Annotated in this window: 19 protein-coding genes; 8 read left to right on the top strand and 11 right to left on the bottom strand. The window is 31.9% G+C overall.

Annotated elements, in window-relative coordinates:
- Positions 1-49: 49 nt before the first annotated feature.
- From OH806_RS02305 to deoC, 5 genes are all read left to right on the top strand, one after another.
- On the top strand, positions 50-1312 hold the full coding sequence (locus tag OH806_RS02305; RefSeq protein WP_264742063.1) for an NAD(P)/FAD-dependent oxidoreductase: 1263 nt from the start codon (positions 50-52) through the stop codon (positions 1310-1312).
- Positions 1309-1980 carry a tRNA (guanosine(37)-N1)-methyltransferase TrmD gene (trmD, locus tag OH806_RS02300; protein WP_264742062.1) on the top strand — a complete coding sequence of 224 codons (672 nt, stop codon included), beginning with the start codon at positions 1309-1311 and terminating at the stop codon, positions 1978-1980. The genes OH806_RS02305 and trmD overlap by 4 nt, the downstream gene beginning before the upstream one ends.
- A gap of 289 nt (positions 1981-2269) precedes the next feature.
- Positions 2270-3211 (top strand): endonuclease/exonuclease/phosphatase family protein, encoded by a 942-nt coding sequence (locus OH806_RS02295; protein WP_264742061.1) that lies wholly within the window; start codon positions 2270-2272, stop codon positions 3209-3211.
- Positions 3212-3243: 32 nt separating this feature from the next.
- Positions 3244-3714 (top strand): Lrp/AsnC ligand binding domain-containing protein, encoded by a 471-nt coding sequence (locus tag OH806_RS02290; RefSeq protein WP_264742060.1) that lies wholly within the window; start codon positions 3244-3246, stop codon positions 3712-3714.
- 5 nt (positions 3715-3719) lie between these two features.
- Positions 3720-4466 (top strand): deoxyribose-phosphate aldolase, encoded by a 747-nt coding sequence (deoC, locus tag OH806_RS02285; RefSeq protein WP_264742059.1) that lies wholly within the window; start codon positions 3720-3722, stop codon positions 4464-4466.
- A 51-nt stretch (positions 4467-4517) separates the two neighbouring features.
- On the opposite strand, the gene dusB is transcribed toward deoC, so the two are convergent.
- Complete coding sequence (dusB, locus tag OH806_RS02280) at positions 4518-5513, bottom strand: tRNA dihydrouridine synthase DusB (RefSeq protein WP_264742058.1); 996 nt, start codon at positions 5511-5513, stop codon at positions 4518-4520.
- 193 nt (positions 5514-5706) lie between these two features.
- Between dusB and OH806_RS02275 the strand changes: the two genes are divergently transcribed.
- A complete protein-coding gene (locus OH806_RS02275) occupies positions 5707-7485 on the top strand; it encodes a beta strand repeat-containing protein (RefSeq protein ID WP_264742057.1) in 1779 nt (592 codons plus the stop codon).
- Positions 7486-7564: 79 nt separating this feature from the next.
- On the opposite strand, the gene OH806_RS02270 is transcribed toward OH806_RS02275, so the two are convergent.
- Positions 7565-10762, bottom strand: coding sequence for a hypothetical protein (locus tag OH806_RS02270; RefSeq protein ID WP_264742056.1), 3198 nt, complete (start codon positions 10760-10762; stop codon positions 7565-7567).
- A gap of 391 nt (positions 10763-11153) precedes the next feature.
- Between OH806_RS02270 and OH806_RS02265 the strand changes: the two genes are divergently transcribed.
- Positions 11154-12017 (top strand): T9SS type A sorting domain-containing protein, encoded by an 864-nt coding sequence (locus OH806_RS02265; RefSeq protein ID WP_264742055.1) that lies wholly within the window; start codon positions 11154-11156, stop codon positions 12015-12017.
- Between the two features lie 95 nt (positions 12018-12112).
- On the opposite strand, the gene OH806_RS02260 is transcribed toward OH806_RS02265, so the two are convergent.
- The 9 genes from OH806_RS02260 to brnQ form a co-directional block, all read right to left on the bottom strand.
- Complete coding sequence (locus OH806_RS02260) at positions 12113-14932, bottom strand: gluzincin family metallopeptidase (RefSeq protein WP_264742054.1); 2820 nt, start codon at positions 14930-14932, stop codon at positions 12113-12115.
- A gap of 70 nt (positions 14933-15002) precedes the next feature.
- Entirely contained in the window at positions 15003-16370 is a 1368-nt protein-coding gene (gene pyrF / locus OH806_RS02255; RefSeq protein ID WP_264742053.1) for an orotidine-5'-phosphate decarboxylase, read from the bottom strand.
- 130 nt (positions 16371-16500) lie between these two features.
- Entirely contained in the window at positions 16501-16848 is a 348-nt protein-coding gene (locus tag OH806_RS02250) for a YkvA family protein (RefSeq protein WP_264742052.1), read from the bottom strand.
- Between the two features lie 85 nt (positions 16849-16933).
- Complete coding sequence (locus tag OH806_RS02245; protein WP_264742051.1) at positions 16934-17476, bottom strand: TlpA family protein disulfide reductase; 543 nt, start codon at positions 17474-17476, stop codon at positions 16934-16936.
- Positions 17473-18036: a thioredoxin family protein gene (locus OH806_RS02240; RefSeq protein ID WP_264742050.1), complete on the bottom strand. Its 564-nt coding sequence runs from the start codon at positions 18034-18036 to the stop codon at positions 17473-17475. The genes OH806_RS02245 and OH806_RS02240 overlap by 4 nt, the downstream gene beginning before the upstream one ends.
- Before the next feature lie 21 nt (positions 18037-18057).
- Entirely contained in the window at positions 18058-19128 is a 1071-nt protein-coding gene (gene aroC / locus OH806_RS02235; protein WP_264742049.1) for a chorismate synthase, read from the bottom strand.
- A gap of 54 nt (positions 19129-19182) precedes the next feature.
- A complete protein-coding gene (locus tag OH806_RS02230) occupies positions 19183-20814 on the bottom strand; it encodes an LIC_10190 family membrane protein (RefSeq protein WP_264742048.1) in 1632 nt (543 codons plus the stop codon).
- Positions 20815-20875: 61 nt separating this feature from the next.
- Positions 20876-21418, bottom strand: a complete 543-nt coding sequence (locus OH806_RS02225; protein ID WP_264742047.1) for a YMGG-like glycine zipper-containing protein — start codon at positions 21416-21418, stop codon at positions 20876-20878.
- Positions 21419-21597: 179 nt separating this feature from the next.
- Positions 21598-22905, bottom strand: coding sequence for a branched-chain amino acid transport system II carrier protein (gene brnQ / locus OH806_RS02220; protein ID WP_264742046.1), 1308 nt, complete (start codon positions 22903-22905; stop codon positions 21598-21600).
- 181 nt (positions 22906-23086) lie between these two features.
- Here brnQ and OH806_RS02215 point away from each other — a divergent pair, with 181 nt between their 5' ends.
- Entirely contained in the window at positions 23087-23536 is a 450-nt protein-coding gene (locus OH806_RS02215; RefSeq protein WP_264742045.1) for a hypothetical protein, read from the top strand.
- Positions 23537-23578 lie beyond the last annotated feature (42 nt).

Raw genomic sequence — 23578 nt, 5'->3', positions numbered from 1 at the left:
ACTTTTTTCACCACTAAATGCTAAAATAAAATAAGTAAATTTGTCTGTTATGGAAACACGCGAAAAGATAATTATAATAGGAGGAGGTTTTGCTGGGCTACAACTTGCAAAAACATTAAATAATAAAAATAAAAAAGTAATTGTTTTAGATCGTGTGAATCATCACATGTTTCAACCTCTTTTTTATCAGGTTGCGTGTGGAAGGATAGAACCATCCAATATTTCTTTCCCGTTCAGAAAAATTTTTCAACAGTCCCGAAATACTCAATTTCGTTTAACAGAAGTTCGTGAAATAGATGCTGCAAATAACAAAGTAATTACTGATGAGGCTGAATTTACATACGATAAATTGGTAATCGCGACAGGCTGTAAAACCAATTTTTTTGGTAATCAGGAGCTTGAAGGTAAGGCCTTCGGAATGAAAAATACTCAGGAAGCAATAAGTATCAGAAACCATGTTTTGATGACTTTTGAAAAATTGATTATTGAAAAAAGCAGAAGCGATGACGGAAACTGGAATATTGTTATTGTAGGAAGTGGACCAACAGGTGTAGAATTGGCAGGTGCTTTTGCTGAAATGAAAAAAGATATTCTTCCAAGAGATTATCCTTATATGAATTTTGAGCATCTGAAAATTATATTGGTGAGTTCTACAGAAAAACCTTTGGCTGTAATGAGCCCTGAAGCTCAGGAAAAATCTGAAAAATATTTAAAGGATTTAGGAGTTACTTTTTTAAGCAAAGAATATGTTACAGATTATGATGGAGATAAGGTTTACATGAAAAGCGGAAAAGAAATCTCGTCTAATAATGTCATTTGGGCAGCAGGAGTTACTGGAAATGTGGTTAGTGGTTTTCCGGAAGATAAACTAATGAAAAACAGGTATATAGTTGATAGATATAATAAAATAAAAGGCTACGATAATATTTTTGCAGTAGGTGATATTGCTTATATGGAAACACCAAAGTATCCTCAAGGGCATCCTCAAGTTGCAAATGTTGCCATTCATCAGGCTAAAAATTTGGGTAAAAATCTCTTAAAAAAGACGAAAAATGAGTGGAAAGAATATGAATATGATGATAAAGGTTCATTAGCAACAATCGGAAAACATCGAGCGGTTGTAGATTTGCCTTTTATGAAATTTCAAGGATTTTTGGCTTGGTATTTCTGGATGTTTTTGCATTTAATGTTAATTTTGAGCGTTCGAAACAAAATAGCTGTATTTTTCAATTGGATGTGGAGCTATTTCAATAAAGATTCGTCTTTGCGATTAATTATTTTACCTAATAAGAAAAACAAAACATTACAATGAGAATTGATATAATAAGCGTACTTCCGGAATTGATGGAGAGTCCATTCAAAACTTCTATTTTGAAGAGAGCGATGGATAAAGGTTTGGTAGAAGTACATTTTCATCATCTGAGAGATTGGGCTGTAAATAAACACAGGCAAATAGATGATGAGCCTTATGGAGGAGGAGCAGGAATGGTAATGATGGTTGAGCCGTTGGATAAATGTATTTCTGAACTTAAATCTGAAAGAGAATATGATGAGGTTATTTACCTTACACCTGATGGAGTTACATTGAATCAAAAAATAGCCAATACACTTTCAATAAAGCAAAACCTGATTTTTTTATGTGGGCATTACAAAGGTATTGATCAACGTGTGAGAGATTTGCATATTACTAAAGAAATATCAATTGGAGACTATGTTTTGACTGGCGGGGAATTAGCAGCTTGCGTTCTCGCGGATTCGGTGATTAGACTGCTTCCTGGTGTTTTAAATGACGAGCAAAGTGCTTTGACAGATAGTTTTCAGGATGATCTTTTATCTCCTCCTATCTATACAAGACCTGAAGTTTACAAAGGCTTGGAAGTTCCTAAAATCTTATTAAGCGGAAATTTTGGAAAAATTGAAGAATGGCGTCATGATGAAGCGGTAAGAATTACAAAAGAAAAACGACCTGATTTGTTGTGATTCTTCCCATGTAAGGTTAAATGAGAATTTTATTCACTTATTTTGGATATTTTTTGAAAATAAAGTCGTAATATAGGATTTTACGATAAACAGAATTCATTAGAATGTGATTTTATCTGAATATAAATAAAAGATTTAATTATATATTTGTATCTAATTTTGATTATAATTTATGTTAGTTTACTTTTAGTGTTAAAATAATTATAATATAATTAATCATATTAAAAAAAAATAATAAATTTACATTTTGAAAATAATGTATATTTTTCAAAAAAAGAAATGCGTGTAAATGGAGTTGTTCACTTTTTATAATGTTGAAAATTTATTTTTGCCTGATCCCAAACCAAATCATAGACTAGACCCAACTAAATCTGGACTAAGAAATTGGGACGAGAGAAAGTATAAGGATAAGCTTTTTAAAATTTCGCACGTTTTTCAATTGATGAAGGAGGAGAATGGTGTTTTACCGTTCATGATTGGGCTCGCGGAAATTTCCGGAAGGAAAGTACTGGAAGAGCTTGTAAAGATGGATCCTTTTAACTCCAAGTATGGAATTGTACATTACAATTCTATGGACGAAAGAAAGGTAGATGTAGCAATGCTATATAATAAAGATGAGATAGAGGTAATTGATTCAGAATCAATCTCTTATGTCTTTAATATTAAAGAAAATAATGTTGAGTATTACGATACAACTAGGGATGTACTCTTTATGAAAGTAAAATATAAAGGAGATATTATTAATTTTTTTGTCGCTCACCTTCCCTCTAAGCGAGAAAAAGATATTAATAAGCCTAAAAGATCTTTTATACTTTCAGAAATTCATGACAGAATTCTGAAGCTTTTAGAAAAGAGTGATGAACATGTTGTATTGTGTGGTGACTTTAATGAAAACCCAGATGATGAAAATTTGATTAGAATTCTCTATGATAACGACAATAAAGTAGTGTTGAAGAACCCTTTTCAAGAGTTGTTCTCTGCAAGAAAATATTCTACTTTTCATTATAAATCTGGACTGCTATTCGATCAGATCATACTGTCAAAATCATTGTTTGATGGTAATAGGGCTTTAAATTTTGAAAAAGCCGGAGTATTTAATTCTGAAAAAATCAGCAGCCGGGACAAAAAGTTCAGTGGTAGACCTTTTCGAACCTATGCCGGGACACGGTATTTGGGGGGCTATAGCGATCATTTTCCGGTTTTTATAAAGTTTAAGATTTGTAGAATTTAAAAACATAGGTATTAAAAAAAGTAGAAAAAAGTATGAAAAATTCAAGTAACATTACTTACCATTTAGATTCAATTGATAAGGAAATTATCTATATGCTAATGGATAATGCTAAAACTTCATTAGCTCACATTTCAAAAAATGTTGGAATCTCTACGACTGCAGTTCACCAAAGAATTAAAAAATTAGAACATGCAGGAGTTATTGAAAATTCAATTTCTTTTCTTAACCCCAAGAAAATAGGGTATAAGGTCATCTCTTACATTGGTGTATTTTTAGACCAACCTAGTCATTATCCTGATATGGTAAAGTCTTTAAAGGATATAAATGAAGTTGTCGAAGCACATTATACAACAGGAAATTATACAATCTTCTTGAAGGTGCTATGTAAAGATAACGATCACCTTATGCAAATTCTTAGTAAACTTCAAAAGTTAAAAGGAGTCACAAGAACGGAAACTTTCATATCTTTGGAGCAAGGTATTTATAGACAATTGAAAGTATAATAGTTATGAACATTGCTCAATATTTGGATTCAACGTATTTAAAAACGCCACTACAATCAGGAATTTCAGAAGAAGAAACATTACAAAAAGATAAAGAACTTACGCAGGAAGCTATTGATAATGGTATTTTTGCTGTAATGATTCGTCCGGATTATGTGTCTGAAATAAAAAAATACATTCAAGAACAAAATTCAAATGTTGTAATAGGAACGGTAATAGGTTTTCATGAGGGAACTTATTCTGTAGACGAAAAATTGGCAGAAGCTTCGAAAGCAATTGAAGACGGTGCAGATGAATTAGATTTCGTTATAAACTATAATGCTTATCTAAAAGGTGATTTAGAATTTGTAAAAAATGAATTTGTAAAATGTACAGAGCTGTGTATGCAAAATCATAAGGTTGCAAAATGGATTATTGAAATTGCAGCTTTATCTGATGAGCAGATTGCAGGCCTTACAGGGGATATTTCTAACTGGGCTGAGGAGAATTTTTCGGAAGGGGATTTACCTAATATTTTTGTGAAATCTTCAACAGGGTTTTATGAAACTCAAAACGGAAAACCAAATGGAGCCACGTTTGAAGGTATTAAAATAATGCTTGAACATGCTGGTAAACTTCCAGTAAAAGCGGCAGGAGGTGTAAGGACTCCGGAGGATGCTGAAAAAATGATTAAAATGGGCGTAAAAAGAATAGGAACTTCTTCTGCTTTAGCTCTAATAAAAAAAAATGAAACAACATCTGAAGGATACTAATTGTTCTAATTCAGTATAAAATAAAAAGCCATCAAAATCTGATGGCTTTTTTTATACTTGTTCTTGATATTGTTTATAGAATTCCTGAGTTTCTTTAATCAGGGAGTCCATTTCTTCTAATGTGAAGATTTCCAAAAATTTCTTTCGGAATTCTTTAAAATGAGGAACACCACGGAAATAATTACTATAATGTTGTCTCATTTCTATTAAACCTAATCTTTCGCCTTTCCATTCTGCACTCCATTCTGCGTGTTGACGAACCGCTAATAATCTGTCTGAAATGGTTGGTTCAGGAAGATGCTCTCCTGTTTTGAAAAAATGTTTGATTTCGTTAAAAATCCAAGGATAACCAATTGCAGCACGACCAATCATTATGCCATCACAGGCATATTTTTGTTTGTATTCCAGAGCTTTTTCAGGAGAATCTATATCTCCGTTTCCAAAAATTGGAATTTCAATATTGGGATTTTGTTTTATTCTTGAAATGTGCTCCCAATCAGCTTCGCCTTTATACATTTGAGCGCGAGTTCTTGCATGAATGGTTAAGGCTTTGATACCTGTTTCCTGGAGGCGTTCTGCAACTTCGTCGATATTAATTGAAGTACTATCCCATCCTAAACGTGTTTTTACAGTAACAGGAAGGTGGGTTGAGCTTACAACAGCTTTTGTAAGGCGAACCATTAAGTCGATATCTTTCAAAACTCCTGCTCCGGCTCCTTTACAAACAACTTTTTTTACTGGACATCCGAAATTGATATCTACTAAATCAGGATTTACCGTTTCCACTATTCTTGCAGACATAGACATTGCTTCTTCGTCACCTCCAAATATTTGAATTCCGACAGGTCTTTCGTAATCAAAGATGTCTAATTTTTTTCGACTTTTAATAGCGTCACGGATTAAGCCTTCTGAGGAAATAAATTCAGAGTACATTAAATCTGCACCATGCATTTTACATAACCTTCTGAATGGAGGGTCACTTACATCCTCCATCGGTGCTAATAAAAGCGGAAATTCCGGCAGTTCTATGTTGCCTATTTTTATCATGGTGCAAATTTACAAAAATTAAAAATGATATTAAGAATATGGTTTTATCGTTTAATTTTTCAGTTTATTATTGTGTTGTATTTTTAATGATTTTGTTTATTCTGGTTTTATAATTATAGTTATGTTTATTTTTTTTTGTGAAAGTTTCAATATTTTATGTATATTTAACATATTAACATGAAAAAAATATCACATGAAGAAAACTTTCTCTTTTATTTTAGGGAGTCTTGCTGTTATTGCTATTAAAGCACAAGTAGAGATTACTTCAACAGCGGGGACCAGTACGGGAACTTATACTACATTGAAGGCAGCATTTGATGCTATTAATGGAGGAACTCACCAAGGTGTTGTTACAATTAATATTACAGGGAATACAACAGAGACGGCTACTGCTATTTTAAATGCAAGTGGAACAGGAGGTAGTAATTATACCTCAGTTCTTATAAAACCAGCTTCGGGAGTTAATGCAACAATCACAAGTGCAGATCCGGTTGCAACAGTGAAATTTAATGGAGCTGATAATGTTACAATCGATGGAAGTAATAATGGGACATCAACTAGAAACTTGACTATTGCTAGTACCTTTGTTGCGACAACAGGAACGACTCCTGTCGTACTTTGGGTGTCTTCTACAGCAACAGATGGGGCTGAGAATATTTCAATTAAGAATACTAATTTTGCGGGATCTACGCCTTCGGGAACTATTGGTGGTATTATAGTTTCGGGAACTACTTTGGCAGCAGCTGAAGTTCCTAATAATAATTTTTCGGCAATTAACAATACATTTGTAAGGGCTCAAAATGGTCTTTTTGCTGTTGGCAATGCAACAAATACAGATACTGGGTGGATTATCAGGAATAATGTTATTGGCTCGACTGTAGTGGCAGATAAAATGTTGTACAGAGGTATTGCAGTTCAGAATGCTAAGAACTTTGAAGTAAGTGGAAATACTGTTACAGGTGTAGCACTGCCTGCCACTTCCACTAATACAACTCAAGGGATTTTAATTGGAGCAGCAGTTACCAACGGTACTATTTTCAAAAATAGAATTACCGATATCAAACAACCAAATACAGGAGGGTATGGAGCTGTTGGACTTTATTTAAATTCTAATGTGGTGTCGTCTAATTTATTGGTTTATAATAATGTAATAAATGATGTTGCGGGAACTGGCTATTCTTTGGGAGGAGCGTTAGGAGATAATGGTAACGGAATTTTTGTAGGAAATGGTGGAGGTTATAAGATATATTATAATACTGTTGTAATGGATACCAATCAAACTAACTCAGGTAGACCTTCAGCATTCAATATTGGTAGTGCTGTGACTGCAGCAGGGGCAATAGACTTAAGAAACAATATTTTCGTAAATAAACAAACGCAGGCAGGAGAAAGGTATACTATATATTCGAGTGCTTCAAATACTGTTTTTTCGAATATAAATTATAATAATTATCATACGACAGGGGCAAATCTTGCTTATATAGGTTCTGCAAGGGCTACTTTGGCGAATCTTCAGACAGGCTTTGGAGGAAATGCCAACTCAATAAATGTTTCACCTGTATTTGTTTCTACTACAGATTTTCATTTAGATACAACGGCTAATGCTGCTCTTGATAATAAAGGGACTCCAATTGCGGAAGTAACAGTGGATATTGATGGAAATGCAAGGAACGCTACAACCCCAGATTTGGGAGGGTATGAATTTACTTCTGTTCTTGCTGTTCAGGAAGTTAATAAGAATAAAACAACTTTAAGCTACTATCCTAACCCTGTAATTGATTATTTATATGTATCAGATGTAAATAAAATTAAAAATATAGAGGTTTATACCTCTTCTGGTCAAAGATTATTCAACGAAAATATAGATTCTAATAAAGGCGTAATTAATTTTACAAAAGCTCCTTCTGGTGTTTATATTTTAAAAGTAAACTCTGAAAGAGACTCACAATCTGTTAAGATTATTAAAAAATAAATTTTGAATATTTAACTAAAAATCCCGGCAAAATTTGTCGGGATTTTTTCTAGATATAATTTTTAAATAATTGTTAGTTTTAAAAACTTGCTTTCACCTGCATACTACCAATGTGAATGGTTCTTTCTCCGGAATTTCTACCTTCATAGTTAAGGTTTAATTGTAAGAATGAGTTTATTGCTTGTTGTATGAAAACGCTCCAAACCTGGTTTTTTCCTGGTTTTAAACCATCAAGCATTTGGTTTCCTACAATACTGAAATTATTCCCCGTGAAATTATTATTAATAAATGAGAAATTCCCTCTGATAGAGGTTTTCTTACGCTCCCATTGAATAGTTCCTGTGATGTCAAATGCTTTTAGTAGTTCTTCACCATCCATTCTCTGTTTTTGGCGGAAAGCAGAAGAAAGCTCAGCCTGAATGGCATCCGTAAATTTATAAGTAGCTTTTGGTTTGGTTTCAAAATTGTTTAAGCGGTAATCTCTCGTCGCAAATAATTGAGATGAATTTTTGATATCATGCACAGAATTTTCCCAGTCGATTCTAAATTCTTTGTTGAACCAATATCCAATATTTACAAAATGAGAGGTTTGTTCTCTTTCTTCGTTACTGAAGTTGGCATTGATGAGGTTGTCGTTTGCAATGAAACGATAATTTCCGTTCCAACCAGATTTTTCAGTAGGGCTAAACTGAACTGACGCCAAAATATTTTGATTTTTAAGAATTTGGTCTTCATTTTTCTCAAAAGGATTTAAAACCAAAACTTTATCCTTTTTATAGAAAGAGTTTTGAGAATTGAGAGAAATATTGAAATTCCAACGTTTTAAAAATTTATTTTCAGAATTAAAAACAATTGACGGATTTACAAATAATGCCAACTGCAATTTATTTTTGTTGGACGGAATATATCGCACCGAATTGGTGTAAACTCTGATGTATTGTGCTAAGTCAGAATATTCGGCAATTTCAAACTCATCAAGCTGTTGAACACCATCACCGTTGTAGTCTGTCCATTTGTAAATACCTTGTCCGTCTGTAACTTTTATATATTGGAATTCTCTTTGAGCTTCCTGTCCGTTTCCTAGCTCATAGAAAGCCTGTAAACGCATACCGTTTCTGAAAAGCTGTTGATTATAAAGTATATTTCCTACCACAAAATCATTGTTTCTGGATACATCTATATCCTGATTCTGATAAAAGAATTTTCTGTAATGAAGCAATACATTTAAAGTAGTTTTTTCGTTTTTAATGAGTTGACTTTCTGCCATGATTCCCAAAATATTATTCATGCTTTGGAGCCTGTTGTCACGCACAGAGTCGTTATCTCTCATGTATAGTTTTGTCAGTAATTTGGTTCTTGTGCTATCTCCGATTTTCTTTTGAACGAAAATTTCTTTCCAACTGAAACTTGTGACATCCATCAACTGAGTGTCGTTATACGTTTTTTCATTATGCTCCATGCTTCCTCCAAAAGCCCAGCTTCCTTTTTTGCCTGTATATTCGGTAGATGCCCCTCCTCTAATAAATTTGGTATTTTGTGTAATAGCATTTGTTGATAAGTAGGATAAGTTTCCTTTTGTGAAGAATTTACCTTTTATCCAGCCAAAATCCAGGTCATTTTTAATCCCCTTGTAAGAGTCTCTTTCATCCAGATAGTTGATACGATAGTTTAATGTAGATTTATTAGTCCATTTGTTTAAAAAGCTGAAAATAAATCTGTTTTGAGTTCTTCCGCTGAACTCTTGTGTTAAGTTGAAATCTCTGGAGAATTCCACATCGTTAATACGGTCTAGAATATGGAATTGTTTATCGATATATTGATATTCAAAACTTGGAGTTCCTTTCCAATTGTTTTTTGTAAACGTTTTATTTCCAAAAATACGACCTGCATATCCCATGTTTTGCTCCGAATCTTTAGAAGAAAATAGGTTTAAATCATAGTTGCTTAAAGAAAAATCAGCCCCGATTTTACCTTCTTTTAAGGCAACTTCGGTATTTAATGAATAAACCTGAGCTTTTTGAGGGGAAGGTAATTTTCTTACAGCTCTGTAGTCTCCCTGATTAGGTCCAACATATTCAAAAACACGACCGTTATTTGTTGTCTGAGTAATTTTATAATCTCCTAGATTTACCCCAAAATAGGTGTATGAAACCTGATAAAGAGTTTCATTGGCATCTGTTGAAAATTCGTAATAATTTCCATTTGGGTTTTGAACCAAGCGATATAAAATTTTATTGACATCATACTCTGTAACCACGCCCGAAGGAGCATACATCATATCAGGGTTGTTTCCTGCGTCTGCTAAAATTTGTTCGTCTTCTTTTGAAAGGTTTAAAGCAAGAGGAGCATTTTTGTTATCATTTTCCATGAACCAATTCAATCCAACCTTGAATTTTTCCCTTTTATGCTCCAATTTTCCGGTAAATAAATATCTTGAATAATTTCTATTGGTATAGTTATATGAAATTGTAATGAAATTCTGTTGGAAAATAGGTCGGAAACTGGTAAACGTTACTTCACCTGTATTGTAATTAATGGTATAATCCTGATTTTCTCCTCGTTTCATCAAAATACCATCAATGAAAACCTGTTCGGAACCGGAAATAAGAGTAATAAATTGTTCGCCATTTTTTCCTGTTAAACGATAAGGGCCTTGGTTACCTTCAACTCCTTGAAAACGAATTCTATGGAATTCACTTCGTGCGACCCCCATGGAAACATCTACAAAAGTTTTGTTTTCTTTTCCAAATTCGGTCTGAAACTGAAGTCCCATGCTTCGTCTTTGATATTTCGCGAAATAATTTTTTGACTCCACCAAATCCAAATGTCCTGCTCTAAGAATAGATTTATCCTTAATGTTGAGTTGCATATAGATTTTGTCAAACTCTTCTAAGGTTTGGGTATATCCGTCTGCCTGAATGGGTAAATTATGATCTGAAATACTTGCTAAAATGGTAACATCTTTAGAAAGACGACCTGAAATTTGCAAATCCATAGAGCTTTGTACAGATTGTCCCTGATTGTTACCAAAAGTTATCCCACGGATAATAGAACCTTTAGAATTGAGTTCTCCTAAAAATCTTTTCTTATCATTTTTGGCAAGTACAGCTTCGTCTACAATGATTCTGTTGCTTGTTCTTACAAAATCTAAGGTGTCTTTAGAAAAAACGTCCTGTTCCAGTTTTGCAACAAGAATGCTGTCTTTTTTTATAGAATCTTCAGGGATGTTCGGGTTTTTCCACGTGAAAACCTGAGCATTCATTGAGAAAATGCCCATAAAAAACATAACGAATATCAGAGAAAAATTCCGCAAGCCTTTAAAATAATTCGTAAAAATAATTAAAAAATACTAACCTTATAGTGTTTTATGTTATTAACAAGGTATTATGTTTTTTATTATTTCAACGCTAATATTTAATAAGTTTTTGTTGATGAAAATCATGTTGAAAACTTTTTTTTGTATGTCGTACATATATTTTATTATTGAATTTATTTTAACTTAATAAATAGGGTATCTGTATTATAGTTATAAATGATTGGGGGTATTTTTGTCATTTTTAATTGTTAAATGCTAGTTTAATAAATTGTTAAATTGCTATATGTGATTTTATTAAGTTGTTTTTTTTTGTAATTTTACAACATATTATTAATAATTAAATTTTTACTTTATGAAAAAGATTTTTACTATTTTAGGAATTGCAGTAGCTATGTTTATCAATGCACAGGATTTTACTGCTACGTATGATTTTGAAGGAACTCCACCTCCAACAAGTGGTGTTTTAACTGGAACAGGAAGTTCTAATCTTACAGTTGGAAATTTTTCAGCGACTGGTTATACACAAACTAGTACAGGTAATAGATTTGCTCATAGTGGTGCTCCCACAGCTACTAATCCTGATTTAACAAAATATTTTCAGGTTACAGTGACTCCAAATGCTGGAGTTAGTCTTTCCATATCATCAATCAGTTTTAGAAGCCAAAGATCAGGGACAGGTCCAAGATCATATATAGTAAGATCTAGTGTTGATTCTTATGCTTCAAATTTGCCAGCATCTATTAATCCTACTAATGCTGAATTAGAAATTACAGGCACAAATGTATTTCATTTTGTAAATGATTGTTCAACATGTGCAGGGCAAAATGGAAATACTGCAACACCTTCTAATATATCTAATCTTACTTCACCAGTTTCTTTTAGATTTTACTTTTTTGAATCTGAAGCAACAGGAGGAACTTTTAGTGTAGATGATGTTATTATTACAGGAACTGCTACAAATAGTTCATTAGGTACTTCTGAAAACTTTACAACTAAACTAGGTTTCGTTAAAAACACTTTCGTTAAAAACAATGAAATCGCTTTTGGAGCAAATGCTAAAGATGTGAAAATATACAATATGCTTGGTCAGGTTGTTAAGAGTGCTTCTGTAAAAGCAGACTCTAATCTAGATGTTTCTGAACTAGCAAAAGGTAACTATATTGTTACAGGTACTGTAAACAATCAACCGGTTTCTCAAAAAATCTTAAAAGACTAATTAATCTTAACAAAGATTTTAAAATATAGCAGTCATCTCATTTGAGATGGCTGTTTTTTGTTGAATAAATTTTTTTAATCGAAAAAAATATCTAATTAATACCAACCTCTTCTTGCAGCATTAATTATAGAACCTAAATTCAGTACCAAAGTATATCTTATACGTTTTGCATAATCTTTGAATGAAGGTTCAAAGCCTAAAGAAGATTGAATAGGGAAGTATACTTCTAAGAAATCAGGGATTACTCTTACTTTGATACCGCTGTCCCAAATAAACTGTGTTGGCTGATTTTTATTTTTATAAATTCCTGCATCTGCATAAACATGAAAAATTTTCCAAACACTTGAATCTACATTAAAAGAGGTGATCCAATGGTTTACTGTTCCTGGAATAAAAGATTTAAAGCCTCCATCAGCTAAGATGTATTGTTGAGAAAGAAGTCCGCTGTTTGCGCTTTCTCCTAATAAAGAATATGAAAAGGCATAGTTTGAAACTCTGGAAATACCGTAATTAAACATATTATTTCTGGTTTCGTTTCTGGTAAAGTATCCAGCAAATAATCTTAAGCTTAATTTTTGTTTTGGAGCAAATTCCCATCGGTAAAAGCCTTCGGCTGTAATTTTATTGAAATCTTCCATCCATTGAGTACTCACGCTCAAGCTTTTTTCATGTATCATTTGGTTATCTGTAAATCCGTACCCCAAACTCCAAAGATTATATTTGTCATAATCTTTTTTGATGATCATTTCTGGACTTAAATCTCGTTCAAAATAATTATAGGAAAAAGCGATTCCGCGACTTACTGTACTTCTAGGATTTTTTCTAAAGTTTAAATTTGAAAAAAATGAAGCTTTTCGATAAGCAAGATCATAATCATAATGGAAATAAGAACCTGAAACTCCCAAAGTGAAACTTCTTATAATGCTTTCAGCAGGTAAAAAAGAATAGGAAACTGCTCCTGAACCTGTCATTTTTCCTGTCCCGGAACTGTACATCGGTGTGATGGAGTAGAGGAACTTTTGGTCAAACAATGACTGATTTTTAAAATTAATTCCAAAAAGGAATTTGTCGTAAGCATTATTAAAACGAACTCTTGGGTTTATATAAATTTCATTGAATTCAGGATTTGGAATGTCCTTTATCAATTTGAATTTTATTTTTTTATTATTAGAAAAGAAACCTTTGGTGTATAAAAAATTGTCTCTGTAATTTGATTCGGGAAAAATATAATCATCATTAAGAGTAGCTTTGTAGATGTCTAAAGCTGGAATTGAAAAATTCGTAATATTTTCGTTTTCTTCGGTCTCAATCCAATAAGAGTTAGTTTCGCCGTTTTGGGTTTCTGTTTCAAGTTTTACAGGAATAGCAGACGGCATGTTTTTTACAATTTTTATATTTAGAGAATCACCTTCTTTTTTTATTCTTTTTAATTTGAAATTGGCTCTGTTTTTATGTTTCAAAAATGCTGCTAAATAATCTGTAGTAGTATCTTTTTTTGAAAGTTCTTTTAAAAAGTCTTCAGGTTTTATCTGTGTATCTTTGTTTTGAGATAGGAAATCTTTTAGAGTATTATTAAAATTTTCATATCCCATTTTATCCGCAGAATAATTGAACAGACTTCCTGTTTCAAAACTGCTGATTGCCATGTTGTTGAAATTGCTTAATGCTGAGAAGTTTTCATCAATTCCCTGATCAAGATTTTGAGACATTATATATTGATAAGCTAAACCATAACGGTCAATCAATTTCACATTGGATGCATGAAATAATTTCAAAGGTTTTACACCAAATATTTTCGTTTCAGGAAGGCTTCCCAATAATTTTGTATCATTATAAAATTTCTTGAGATACTGTAATTCCAGATAAGATTTTAAACCATTTTTAAACCAATGGTCATCTTCTTTGTTGGTAATAATACTTTCATCAAGTATTTTTTTTGCGATGATTCCGAAATAATCTAAATCTGTTTTTTCAGCATCTGTAAACATTTGAAATCTGAATTTCCAGAATGCAATATCATTGTTGCCAAAAAAATCTTCCTTTCCCCTGAATTTATCGGAAATAAATAATCTTTCGGGAATAAAACCTATTCTGTCTTTAATAAACTTTAAATGTAAAGGAAGATAAAATTCAAGATTTTCTTTTTCCTGAGGTTTTAAATTGTACCCAAATTGTATTTCAGTATTAATTCCATCTGTATTTATTTTAATGGACGGAAACTGATTTTCGGAGATTAAAAATTCAGGATCAGAATCCAAAAATCCTTTAAAAGAATTCATTTGGATTTGCGTGAGATTACTTTCAATAAAATAATTTACCGGAATATCAAAATTTACAGTCCAATGTGTATTGAAGTTTACAGATTCTTCAATGTCGTTGTAAGCTCTTTTGGAAATATTGTCCGGATCGAAGTGATCCGGAACAATAAAGAAATATTTTAAGGCTATATTTTTATCAGAAGTGCCATATTCCGTGAATTTTTTATCAGGAAGCTGCATCTGATAATGAAGCTGTAATTTTATATTTTCTCCAGGCTTCAAAGCTGTTTCTAGAGGCAGAAAAATATTTTCTTCTGAAAAATTGCTGACAGAAATATCTTGATCTTTAGAGTTTTTAATATTTAAACTTAAAACCTTACCCAATTGTTCAGGCCTGGCAAAGTGTAAATCATTATTTCTATCTTCAAGTTTTCTATAGGCTAGAGCAGTTCCTCTTTTATGATATGCCGAAACCCAGTTTAAAAGTTTAATTGTGGTTAAATCTTTTTCTGAATGGTTATGATAAATGATTTCCTGATTTACCTCCAGTATTTTCTTGTCTGTAGATAACTTGGCTTCAATATAAATGCTGTCTTTTTGCGCAGAAATCTGAACAACTCCCCAAAACAAAACAAGACAAAAACTAATCTTCTTCAATAAATTGTGATAAAGTACCAAATATAACTTATTTCAATATAATTTATGAAAAGAAATTGTTAATTATGACTCAACTTTTTTTCAAAGAATTCAAATAAGCATTCCATCCTTCGTTTTTATAAGTAACTGCAGCCTGTTCAGGATTTTCAGACTTATAAATTCCTCTTCCTACGATAATGAAATCTGTATGTAGAGTCTGGAAAACATGCTCCGGAGTATTGTATTGTTGCCCTTTTCCATCCCCTGAATCTGCCAAATTTACACCAGGTGTAAACAATAAAACTTCGTCAGGAAGAGCGTTTTGAGAAACTCCTCCGATTACATTTGGGTGAGATAAAGCTATTTTAAGTGCTTCTTCTCTATAGCTGTTTGTTGTTAAAGTACCTTTAGAAGACATCCCGATGATGGCAACAACTCCTACATTTTTGAAACAGTCTAATGATTCAAAACCTCCGATAACCTGAGATGTTACGAAATCTGCCCAATTTGTAATTTTAAAAACACCACTTGTAAATTGTAATTCCTGGGTGTTTCCGATGTCAGCAAATTTTCTGTCCTCCATTAATAAGAACTGATGTTTTTCAGCTATTGCTTTCAGTGGAGTGATGGTTTTTTCATATTCGAAATCTGAAATAACATCAATATGAGTTTTTAAGGCAATGATATGCGGACCAACTTTTTCAGCTAAATCTAATAATTCCTGAGTGGTTGTAACATCAGCGGAAGCTATAAGGTTTGATTTTTTAGCTAAAGTTGTTTCTAATAATTTTTTTGAAACAGAATGTTGTGCATTTTGCAGTTTCTGCTCATAAGAAAGACGAGTTTTTTCTTCAAACTGAATATGATTTCCTTGTAAGAAGTCCTGAATTCTTTTTACTTCTTCGTCAGTAAGTTGTCCGTCTTCCTGAAGAATAGCACAAACTTCTGTAATATTGAAAAGTGTATGAACTCTAAATCCTTTGCTTTCTAAAAGTTGTTTTCCACCTTGTTCTCTATCCAGAACAACCACGATATCAGAAACTTTCAGGTCTTCCTGTTCAACTTCGGCAATGGTTTCTACCAAAGATTTTCCGGAAGTGATAACGTCTTCTACTAAAAGACAATTCTGACCTTTTTGATAAATACCTTCAATTAATTTTTTTGTACCGTAGCTTTTAGCTTCTTTTCTTTTAATAATTAATGGAATGTAGCTTTCCAAGGACATTGCAGTTGCCATTGGAAGTGCAGCGTACGGAACTCCGCAAATCAAATCAAAATTATCAAGAGGAAGCATTTCCAATAAATAATTCGCAAGATTTTTTAAAATTTTAGGTTCCGAAGCTAATGGTCTTAAATCTACATAGAAAGGGCTTTCAATTCCGCTTTTTAATGTAAATCTCCCGAATTTAATGATACCTAGTTTGTAGCACTCTAAAAAGAATTCTTTTTTACTTTCCATTATTTTTTATTAGATATTGCAAATTTAAGGATTTGAAAGTGAATAGTGAAATCAAGCTGTGTTCATTATAAAAATAAAAGCCACTCCAAAATTTATTGGAATGACTTAAAAAAGGATATTATTTATAAAATTATTTTACAATTTCGGCATCAATTACTTTTGTAGCAGAGGTATTGTATTTTTGTTCTGTTTCCCAAAGCAAAAACTTATCTACTTCTCGTATTAATTTTGGTATAGCTAAAGATAAAATTGCTAAATCATCCAAAACTCCTACTACAGGAATTGCCACCTCGGGAATCAAATCTATTGGTGAAATCACATATAGTAACCCTAATAATGGTAAAATAATATCAATAGATCTCATAGGATAAGCTCCTTTTCGCCACATTTTTACCATTCTGAAGATGTCAGGGATTTTTTTGATGAAGCCCTTGTGGTTGATAGCTTCTTTAGCTAAATTTAATTTTGAGTATTTCATTTTGTGTTTAGATTAAAATATTTTTTTTAACATTACAAATTTCACAAATTCTATACCAAATAATTATAAAATTTAGTTAAAAAAATTATTTAATTATACTGTCAATGAACTGATTTACAGAGTCTGTATTCCAATCTCTATATGCATCTTCCTTAATGATTATTCTTCCTGTTTTGTCTAAAAGAAAAGTTGTAGGAAAAGCTTTAGGCAATATTTTTTCAGAAATTGGGCTTTGTGCAATATAAACAGGGACATTGTAATTATTTTCTTTCAAAAACTTTACTACAGCATCTTCCTGGTCATTCATTGCAATTAATATAAAATCTACATCATTTTTTCTGGAATCATACAGCTTTTGAATAGAAGGCCATTCTTTTCTGCAAGGAGGACACCACGTTCCCCAAAAATTTAAGAAAACAGGTTTTTTATCTTTGAAAGCTTTTAGATTTGTACTCGGAACGTTTATTCCTTTTAAATCTATATCATAATCTTCTTCACTTATATGTACAGCGTTTTCAATAGTTGCAATTGGGAAAAAAGTATCTCTTAAAGTATCTTTCACTCCTGGAACAAAAGCAATTATCCCGATGATGGCAATTAATACGATATAAATTATATTTTTTTTCATAATAATTCTAAAATTTCCTGAATGGCATCTTTCCCTCTATTTCTCGCGTAATAAACCTGAAGTTCATTATAAAAATCGTCTTTTGTATAAACTTCAGGATCTGCTTTGTATTTCATTAATAATTCTGTCCCGTATTTTGGACGAGGTCCCCAAGAATTTTTAACGTTAAAATCTTTATCCAAGATAAGAACTTTAGGGATTGATTCCGTTCCGTTGGTTAAAAACTGATTGATTAATGTCTTATCACTGTCTCTCAAGAAAATTCTGACATCATTTCTGCCTTCAAAGAATTTAGCAACTGCAGGAACTGTTGCACTTGCATCACCACACCAAGGTTCTGAAATTATCAAAATCTTCCCATCAAAATTTTTCCCATCAAGCTTTTTTAACTGCTCTTCATCAGGAGAGAATTTTTTTAAAGTTCTATCCATTCTTTGAATTCCCAGTTCGTAATAAGGTTTGTAATCTATATCTGATTGAGTTGTAGGATTTGCTAATCTTTCTTCGGCGATTTTCAGATATTCTTCAAAAGAAATTCCTTGATTCCAGTAATTCTCCATTACTAAAAAATGTTTTTATGGTTAAAAATTATTTATATTTCTTGTTTTGTTGATTAAGAATAAATCTGCCAATACAAAAGCAGCCAAACTTTCCACAACAGGAACGGCTCTTGGAACAACACATGGATCGTGACGTCCTTTCCCTTCTACAATTACAGGGTTTCCGTCTTTGTCAATACTTTCCTGAGGTCTGATAATTGTTGCGACAGGTTTGAAGGCTACTCGGAAATAAATATCCATTCCGTTTGAAATTCCCCCTTGAATTCCTCCTGAAAGATTAGATTTTGTAGTGAAATCTTCATTGAAAAGATCATTATGTTCTTTTCCTGTCATTTTTGCACCGCAGAATCCGCTTCCGTATTCAAAACCTTTACACGCATTGATGTTGAGCATTGCTTTCGCCAATTCAGCCTGAAGTTTCGAAAATATCGGTTCGCCAATGCCTACAGGTACGTTTTTGATAACGCAGGTAATTGTTCCGCCAATCGTGTTGCCTTCTTTTTTGATTTCTTTAATTTTTGAAATCATTTTTTCGGCAGTTTCTGAATCGGGACAACGTACTTCATTTGATTCTGTTTTTGAAAAATCTAAATCCTGATAAGGTTTTTCACAAAAAATTTCGCCTACAGAAGATACATAAGCATTGATTTCAATAGTAGATAAAAGCTGTTTTGCAAGTGCACCTGCAACTACCCAGTTGATGGTTTCTCTGGCAGAAGATTTTCCTCCGCCACGATAATCTCTGATTCCGAATTTTTGATCGTAAGTAAAGTCAGCATGACTTGGGCGATAAGAATTCGCAATATGATCATAATCTTTCGATTTCTGATTTTCGTTTTCGATGATAAAACCAATTGGGGTACCTGTGGTTTTTCCTTCAAAAATTCCCGAAAGAAATTTTACCGTATCACTTTCTTTTCTTTGTGTAACGATAGCTGATTGTCCAGGTTTTCTTCGATCTAATTCTTGTTGAATTTTATCGAAATCAACCGCTAAACCTGCCGGAAAATTATTGATTATTCCACCATAAGCCAAACCATGACTTTCCCCAAATGTCGTAAGACTGAGTAGATTACCTAAAGTATTGAACATGATACAAAATTACCTTTTTTTCTTCAGATAATAAAGTTTCAAAACTTGTTTAATTTATGGGTGTTTTTTAATATTATTGATAACGTTTTGGGCTTCTTTTTTTTCTTTTTCTGTTAAATTTTTCCAGATAAATCCTTTTTGAATATTATTTTCATCAATTAGCTGTGGGAAAATATTTGCATTGATGTCATCAAATATAAAACTTGTTGAAATAGCCGGAAGTTGAGTGTCGAAATTATAAGGATAATCTTTTGATACATTAAATTTTAGATTCCCTATTTTATAAGATTCGAATTTTTTATAATAATATACAGATGGTTTGTAGAATTGTTCTTTTTCAAATTTAGTCATGAAATTTCCTAACCTGAAACTCGGAACAAGTTTTTGAACAAGATTGGGGAAAGATAAAAATAGGATGAAAAAAATACTCAAACCTGAAAAGATATAAAGTGATTTCTTTTGAGTAAAATATGAAATAAACATCACAAAGAAAATCACAAAAAATACATCTATGAAAAATCTGTACTGAGCCGAAAATAGTAAAACCAATGCACTTTTAATAATGATTGAAATACAAATAAGAGTAATGATTTTGTTCTTTTTAATGTAAGTAAATACAATGAATAGGAATAAACTCAGAATAAAAAGAATGTTGATTTTCGATTTGATTCCTTTTAAGAAAAGCCAGTTTTTAATATAGTCTAAACCAGAAAACTGTTGAATTTCCTGATAAGAATATTGCATATCATACGTTTTTAGAATCGCATATTGAGAAGATATTTTTAAAACTTCAGGGTTAGGTTTCCAGCTTATTCCTAAGTCGCCAATTGAAATTGGAAAGATAGGATATCCAAATGTCCAGATATTTTTAATAAAGAATAGAAGAAGAATTATTGTCCCGGGAATTAAGTTTTTAAAATTAAATTTAACGATAAAAATAGAGTAGAGAAAGGATAAAATTGGTAACCAAATCATCGTTGGTTTGATTGCAAAAACAAAAACTGAGAATGCAAAAATCAGATGTACATTTTTATTTTCTTTTACAATTTCACTTAAAACAATTATTGAAAAAATAATTACAGGTAAATCGGGACTTGGAGATTGCGAAAACAGTAATAATACGGGAATGAAACAAAGCTGAATCCAGCTTTTGTTTTCTATAATATATAAGGAATAGATAATTAATAGAATGGCATTAATTCTTAAAAAAGGATCCGTGAAATTTGAAAATCCTGCCTGAAAGATATGCCAAATCGACATTTGTCCTAAGGTAAGGTCTAGATTTGAAATACCTTTTACCAAACCATATTCTGTAAGCCACTTTAAGCTTGGTATATAATATCCAAAATGGTCTAAAATAAAGGGATGAAATGAACTGCCGAATAAAATCAATAAAATAATTCCACCGAATAAAACTGTTTCTTTTTTTGAAAAATTATAAAGAGGTAAATACAATTTTTCTCTGAAAAAGAAAAAAAGTCCAATTAAAATAGTGATAACTTCAACGTATATATTTAACGGAAAGAAGAATGATAAGATAGTCCAGATAAGGCTTATGATAAAGATTCCGGAAAATATATTTCCTGAAATTCCTTTACATAAGCTTCCGAAGAGTGAATTTGTGATTTTTCCCCAGCCCATCAAGGTAGGGAATATGAAAATTGTCGAAATTAAGATTAAAAACATAAAAAAAGATTGCCTAAAAATAAGCAATCTTTTAATTTATTGTGAAAGTATTAAATTAATGTTATTGAACTCTACCATCTTTTCTATCACCAGCTCTACCGATTGTATAACCAGTCGCACCACCAACAACACCGCCAATTACAGCACCTAAACCTCTGTTTTTCTTAGAAATTATAGCGCCAGCTGCAGCTCCACCTACAGTTCCGATAATGGTTCCTTTAGCGGCTTTACTCATTCCTTTTTTTTGTGTTGTTCCTTGAGAAGCACTATTTCCGTTGTCTGCGTAAGTTCCGTTTGAACTTGAACTTGAGGATTCTCTGTCTCTATATATTGTTTTGGTTTCTCTTATTACCTGTGGTTTTGAATTTTTTGCAGTTGCTTCACTTTTTGCTTTTTTAACTTCAGCGATGCTGTCTGCTTTTTTTTGTGTTTCGTAAGCCATTTTTTCTTTTTCGATGGCCAGTTTTTGTTTTTCGATTTCCAGTTGTCTCATCTGGAATTCTACTTTTTGTTGTTCCAGAGATTTTTCTGCTACTTGGTTGTCTTTTTTACAAGCTGTCAACATGAAAATTGACACTAAACCTGTTAATAATATATTTTTCATAACTCAAATTTTAATTAGGATATCAAAGTAGTATTACTGAGATTGTTTAAATATTTTCAATTATGAAGCCAAATTCAGGTTAAGTAATGTTAAAAATTCTAAAAATATCTTAAATGAGGCGTTTTCGTTGAGAAATATGAATATTAATTAGATTTTGATGGTTTTATTTTAAGTAATAATTACACAGATGTTTTTTTGTTTACAATCTTATCTATTCCTAAACCTAAAATAAATCCGATAAGGGAAGGTATGATCCAGCCTAATCCATATTCAAAAAACGGAATTTTATCTAAATATTTTAAAGTAGATTCATCCAGTTTTCCGAATAATTTAAGTAAATCAAAAACAGCAATAACTGTTGAACATATCAATGCGAGAGTATATGGAACTTTACTTTTAATAAATCGACCGAATAAAACAATGTAAATAACTAAAGTTATTGTGATTGGGTAAACAAAAACTAAAGGAGGGTAAGCAAATTCGATGATTTTATCTACTCCTTTTATTGATAATCCGAAAGATATTATTGTGCATAAAATGGTTAATAAAGTATAGCTCAATTTACCATTGGTAATTTTATTCAAAAATGTTCCGACTGCAGATGTAAGCGCAATGGAAGTGGTTAAACAAGCGAAAGCCATACATAATGCAATAGCTATAACACCATATTGTCCTAAGATATTTTGAGAAATGTGAATTAGTAATTCTGAACGAGATATTTCAGTGCCGTTTGCGACACCTGATGTAGCCCCCAGATAAATTAATCCACCATAAACGAATAGTAAACAGGTCGTTGATAATAATCCTGAAACAATAACAATTTGGGATTTACTTTTTTTATCTACGTATCCTTTATCTTTTGTTGCTTTAATAATGATACCGGCAAAAATAACTGAAGCTAAAACATCTAATGTTTGGTAGCCTTCTATAAAACCTCTAGAAAAAGCACCTGTCATTGATAATTTAGATGACGAAAAATTTGCAGTTGGGTTGATTATTCCCATTGTAATTAATATTACTAAAAGAACCAGCAAAATAGGGGTGAGGTAATTTCCTATAACATCGACTACTTTTGAAGGGCGAATTGCCAGAGCAAGTGTTATTGCGAAAAAAACGAATGAACTCCATATTGGATTCATTCCCTGAAAAAAGGGTTTAATACCAACTTCAAAAGTAGTTGCAGCAGTTCTTGGTATTGCGATTAAAGGTCCTATACAAATAATGGTAATAGTTCCTAAAATTAAAACTAAGTATTTATTAATTCGATTTCCTAAATCATGAAAGCTATCTCCTGAAAATACGACAGATAAAATTCCTGTAAAAGGTAAAAGAACTCCTGTTAATCCAAATGAAATTATTGCAATAAAAAAATTAGCGCCTGTTTCTACTCCAATTAAAGGGGGTAATAGTAAATTTCCGGCTCCAAAAAACATTGCAAAAAGCGCAAAACCTAGTGTTAAAACATTACTCAACTTACTTTTCTTCATAAATCCGTATGACATTTGTTAATAATAAAATAAAATAGGCTGCAAGGTATGTAAATTATAAATTTTAATACTAAGGTTTATTGCTTTTTTTGTCTATTTATCAATGTAATATATCGTTAATTATGAGTTTAGATTTATTTAATGTAAATCTCTTATTTTTGAAATAACAAATTGCATTAATATGAAAAATTTAATTCTGAAAACTTTAGTTTTTGGAGGTCTATCTATGGGGTTTACGGCACAATCACCCCATGATGCTATCATAGGTAGTGAGAATATACCTGTAAAATCTATTATGTCAAAAGAAGTTTCCAAAGCTAAGACTTATAAAATAAGATATGGGCTTCTTTCAAAAAATGGAGATAAAATTCTTTCAGGAAATTATGATGTAGGGAGCTTTATGGCAACGAATAATGTTACCGGAGAAACTTTTGACACATATTATGGAGGAGGATTTCAGTCACTCCCTGCTTATTATGAAGAACTTCCGGAAGGTACATATACTTTCTGGGCTATGCAGGGTCAAGGAGGTTGGGCAGGATATGGTTCTGTACAAGGAACTGTTTCTGATGCTCAAGTTGGGACAGATGGTTATATTACGGTTTATATTCCGATTACTTGGGAAGAGTAAATTTAAAATAAAAAAACACATGTTTAAATTCCTCATTTTTTG

The sequence above is a fragment of the Chryseobacterium oryctis genome (assembly GCF_025971925.1).
Lineage (GTDB): Bacteria > Bacteroidota > Bacteroidia > Flavobacteriales > Weeksellaceae > Chryseobacterium > Chryseobacterium oryctis.
Note: the sequence above shows the minus strand (reverse complement) of the source record. Positions and strands in the feature narration are given on the sequence as shown.

Excerpts from the sequence above, each read along its gene's own strand:
- OH806_RS02305 (WP_264742063.1), top strand. The coding sequence starts at position 50 with ATGGAAACACGCGAAAAGATAATTATAATAGGAGGAGGTTTTGCTGGG.
- trmD (WP_264742062.1), top strand. The coding sequence starts at position 1,309 with ATGAGAATTGATATAATAAGCGTACTTCCGGAATTGATGGAGAGTCCA.
- OH806_RS02295 (WP_264742061.1), top strand. The coding sequence starts at position 2,270 with ATGGAGTTGTTCACTTTTTATAATGTTGAAAATTTATTTTTGCCTGAT.
- OH806_RS02290 (WP_264742060.1), top strand. The coding sequence starts at position 3,244 with ATGAAAAATTCAAGTAACATTACTTACCATTTAGATTCAATTGATAAG.
- deoC (WP_264742059.1), top strand. The coding sequence starts at position 3,720 with ATGAACATTGCTCAATATTTGGATTCAACGTATTTAAAAACGCCACTA.
- dusB (WP_264742058.1), bottom strand. The coding sequence starts at position 5,513 with ATGATAAAAATAGGCAACATAGAACTGCCGGAATTTCCGCTTTTATTA.
- OH806_RS02275 (WP_264742057.1), top strand. The coding sequence starts at position 5,707 with ATGAAGAAAACTTTCTCTTTTATTTTAGGGAGTCTTGCTGTTATTGCT.
- OH806_RS02270 (WP_264742056.1), bottom strand. The coding sequence starts at position 10,762 with ATGGGCATTTTCTCAATGAATGCTCAGGTTTTCACGTGGAAAAACCCG.
- OH806_RS02265 (WP_264742055.1), top strand. The coding sequence starts at position 11,154 with ATGAAAAAGATTTTTACTATTTTAGGAATTGCAGTAGCTATGTTTATC.
- pyrF (WP_264742053.1), bottom strand. The coding sequence starts at position 16,370 with ATGGAAAGTAAAAAAGAATTCTTTTTAGAGTGCTACAAACTAGGTATC.
- OH806_RS02250 (WP_264742052.1), bottom strand. The coding sequence starts at position 16,848 with ATGAAATACTCAAAATTAAATTTAGCTAAAGAAGCTATCAACCACAAG.
- OH806_RS02245 (WP_264742051.1), bottom strand. The coding sequence starts at position 17,476 with ATGAAAAAAAATATAATTTATATCGTATTAATTGCCATCATCGGGATA.
- OH806_RS02240 (WP_264742050.1), bottom strand. The coding sequence starts at position 18,036 with ATGGAGAATTACTGGAATCAAGGAATTTCTTTTGAAGAATATCTGAAA.
- aroC (WP_264742049.1), bottom strand. The coding sequence starts at position 19,128 with ATGTTCAATACTTTAGGTAATCTACTCAGTCTTACGACATTTGGGGAA.
- OH806_RS02230 (WP_264742048.1), bottom strand. The coding sequence starts at position 20,814 with ATGTTTTTAATCTTAATTTCGACAATTTTCATATTCCCTACCTTGATG.
- OH806_RS02225 (WP_264742047.1), bottom strand. The coding sequence starts at position 21,418 with ATGAAAAATATATTATTAACAGGTTTAGTGTCAATTTTCATGTTGACA.
- brnQ (WP_264742046.1), bottom strand. The coding sequence starts at position 22,905 with ATGAAGAAAAGTAAGTTGAGTAATGTTTTAACACTAGGTTTTGCGCTT.
- OH806_RS02215 (WP_264742045.1), top strand. The coding sequence starts at position 23,087 with ATGAAAAATTTAATTCTGAAAACTTTAGTTTTTGGAGGTCTATCTATG.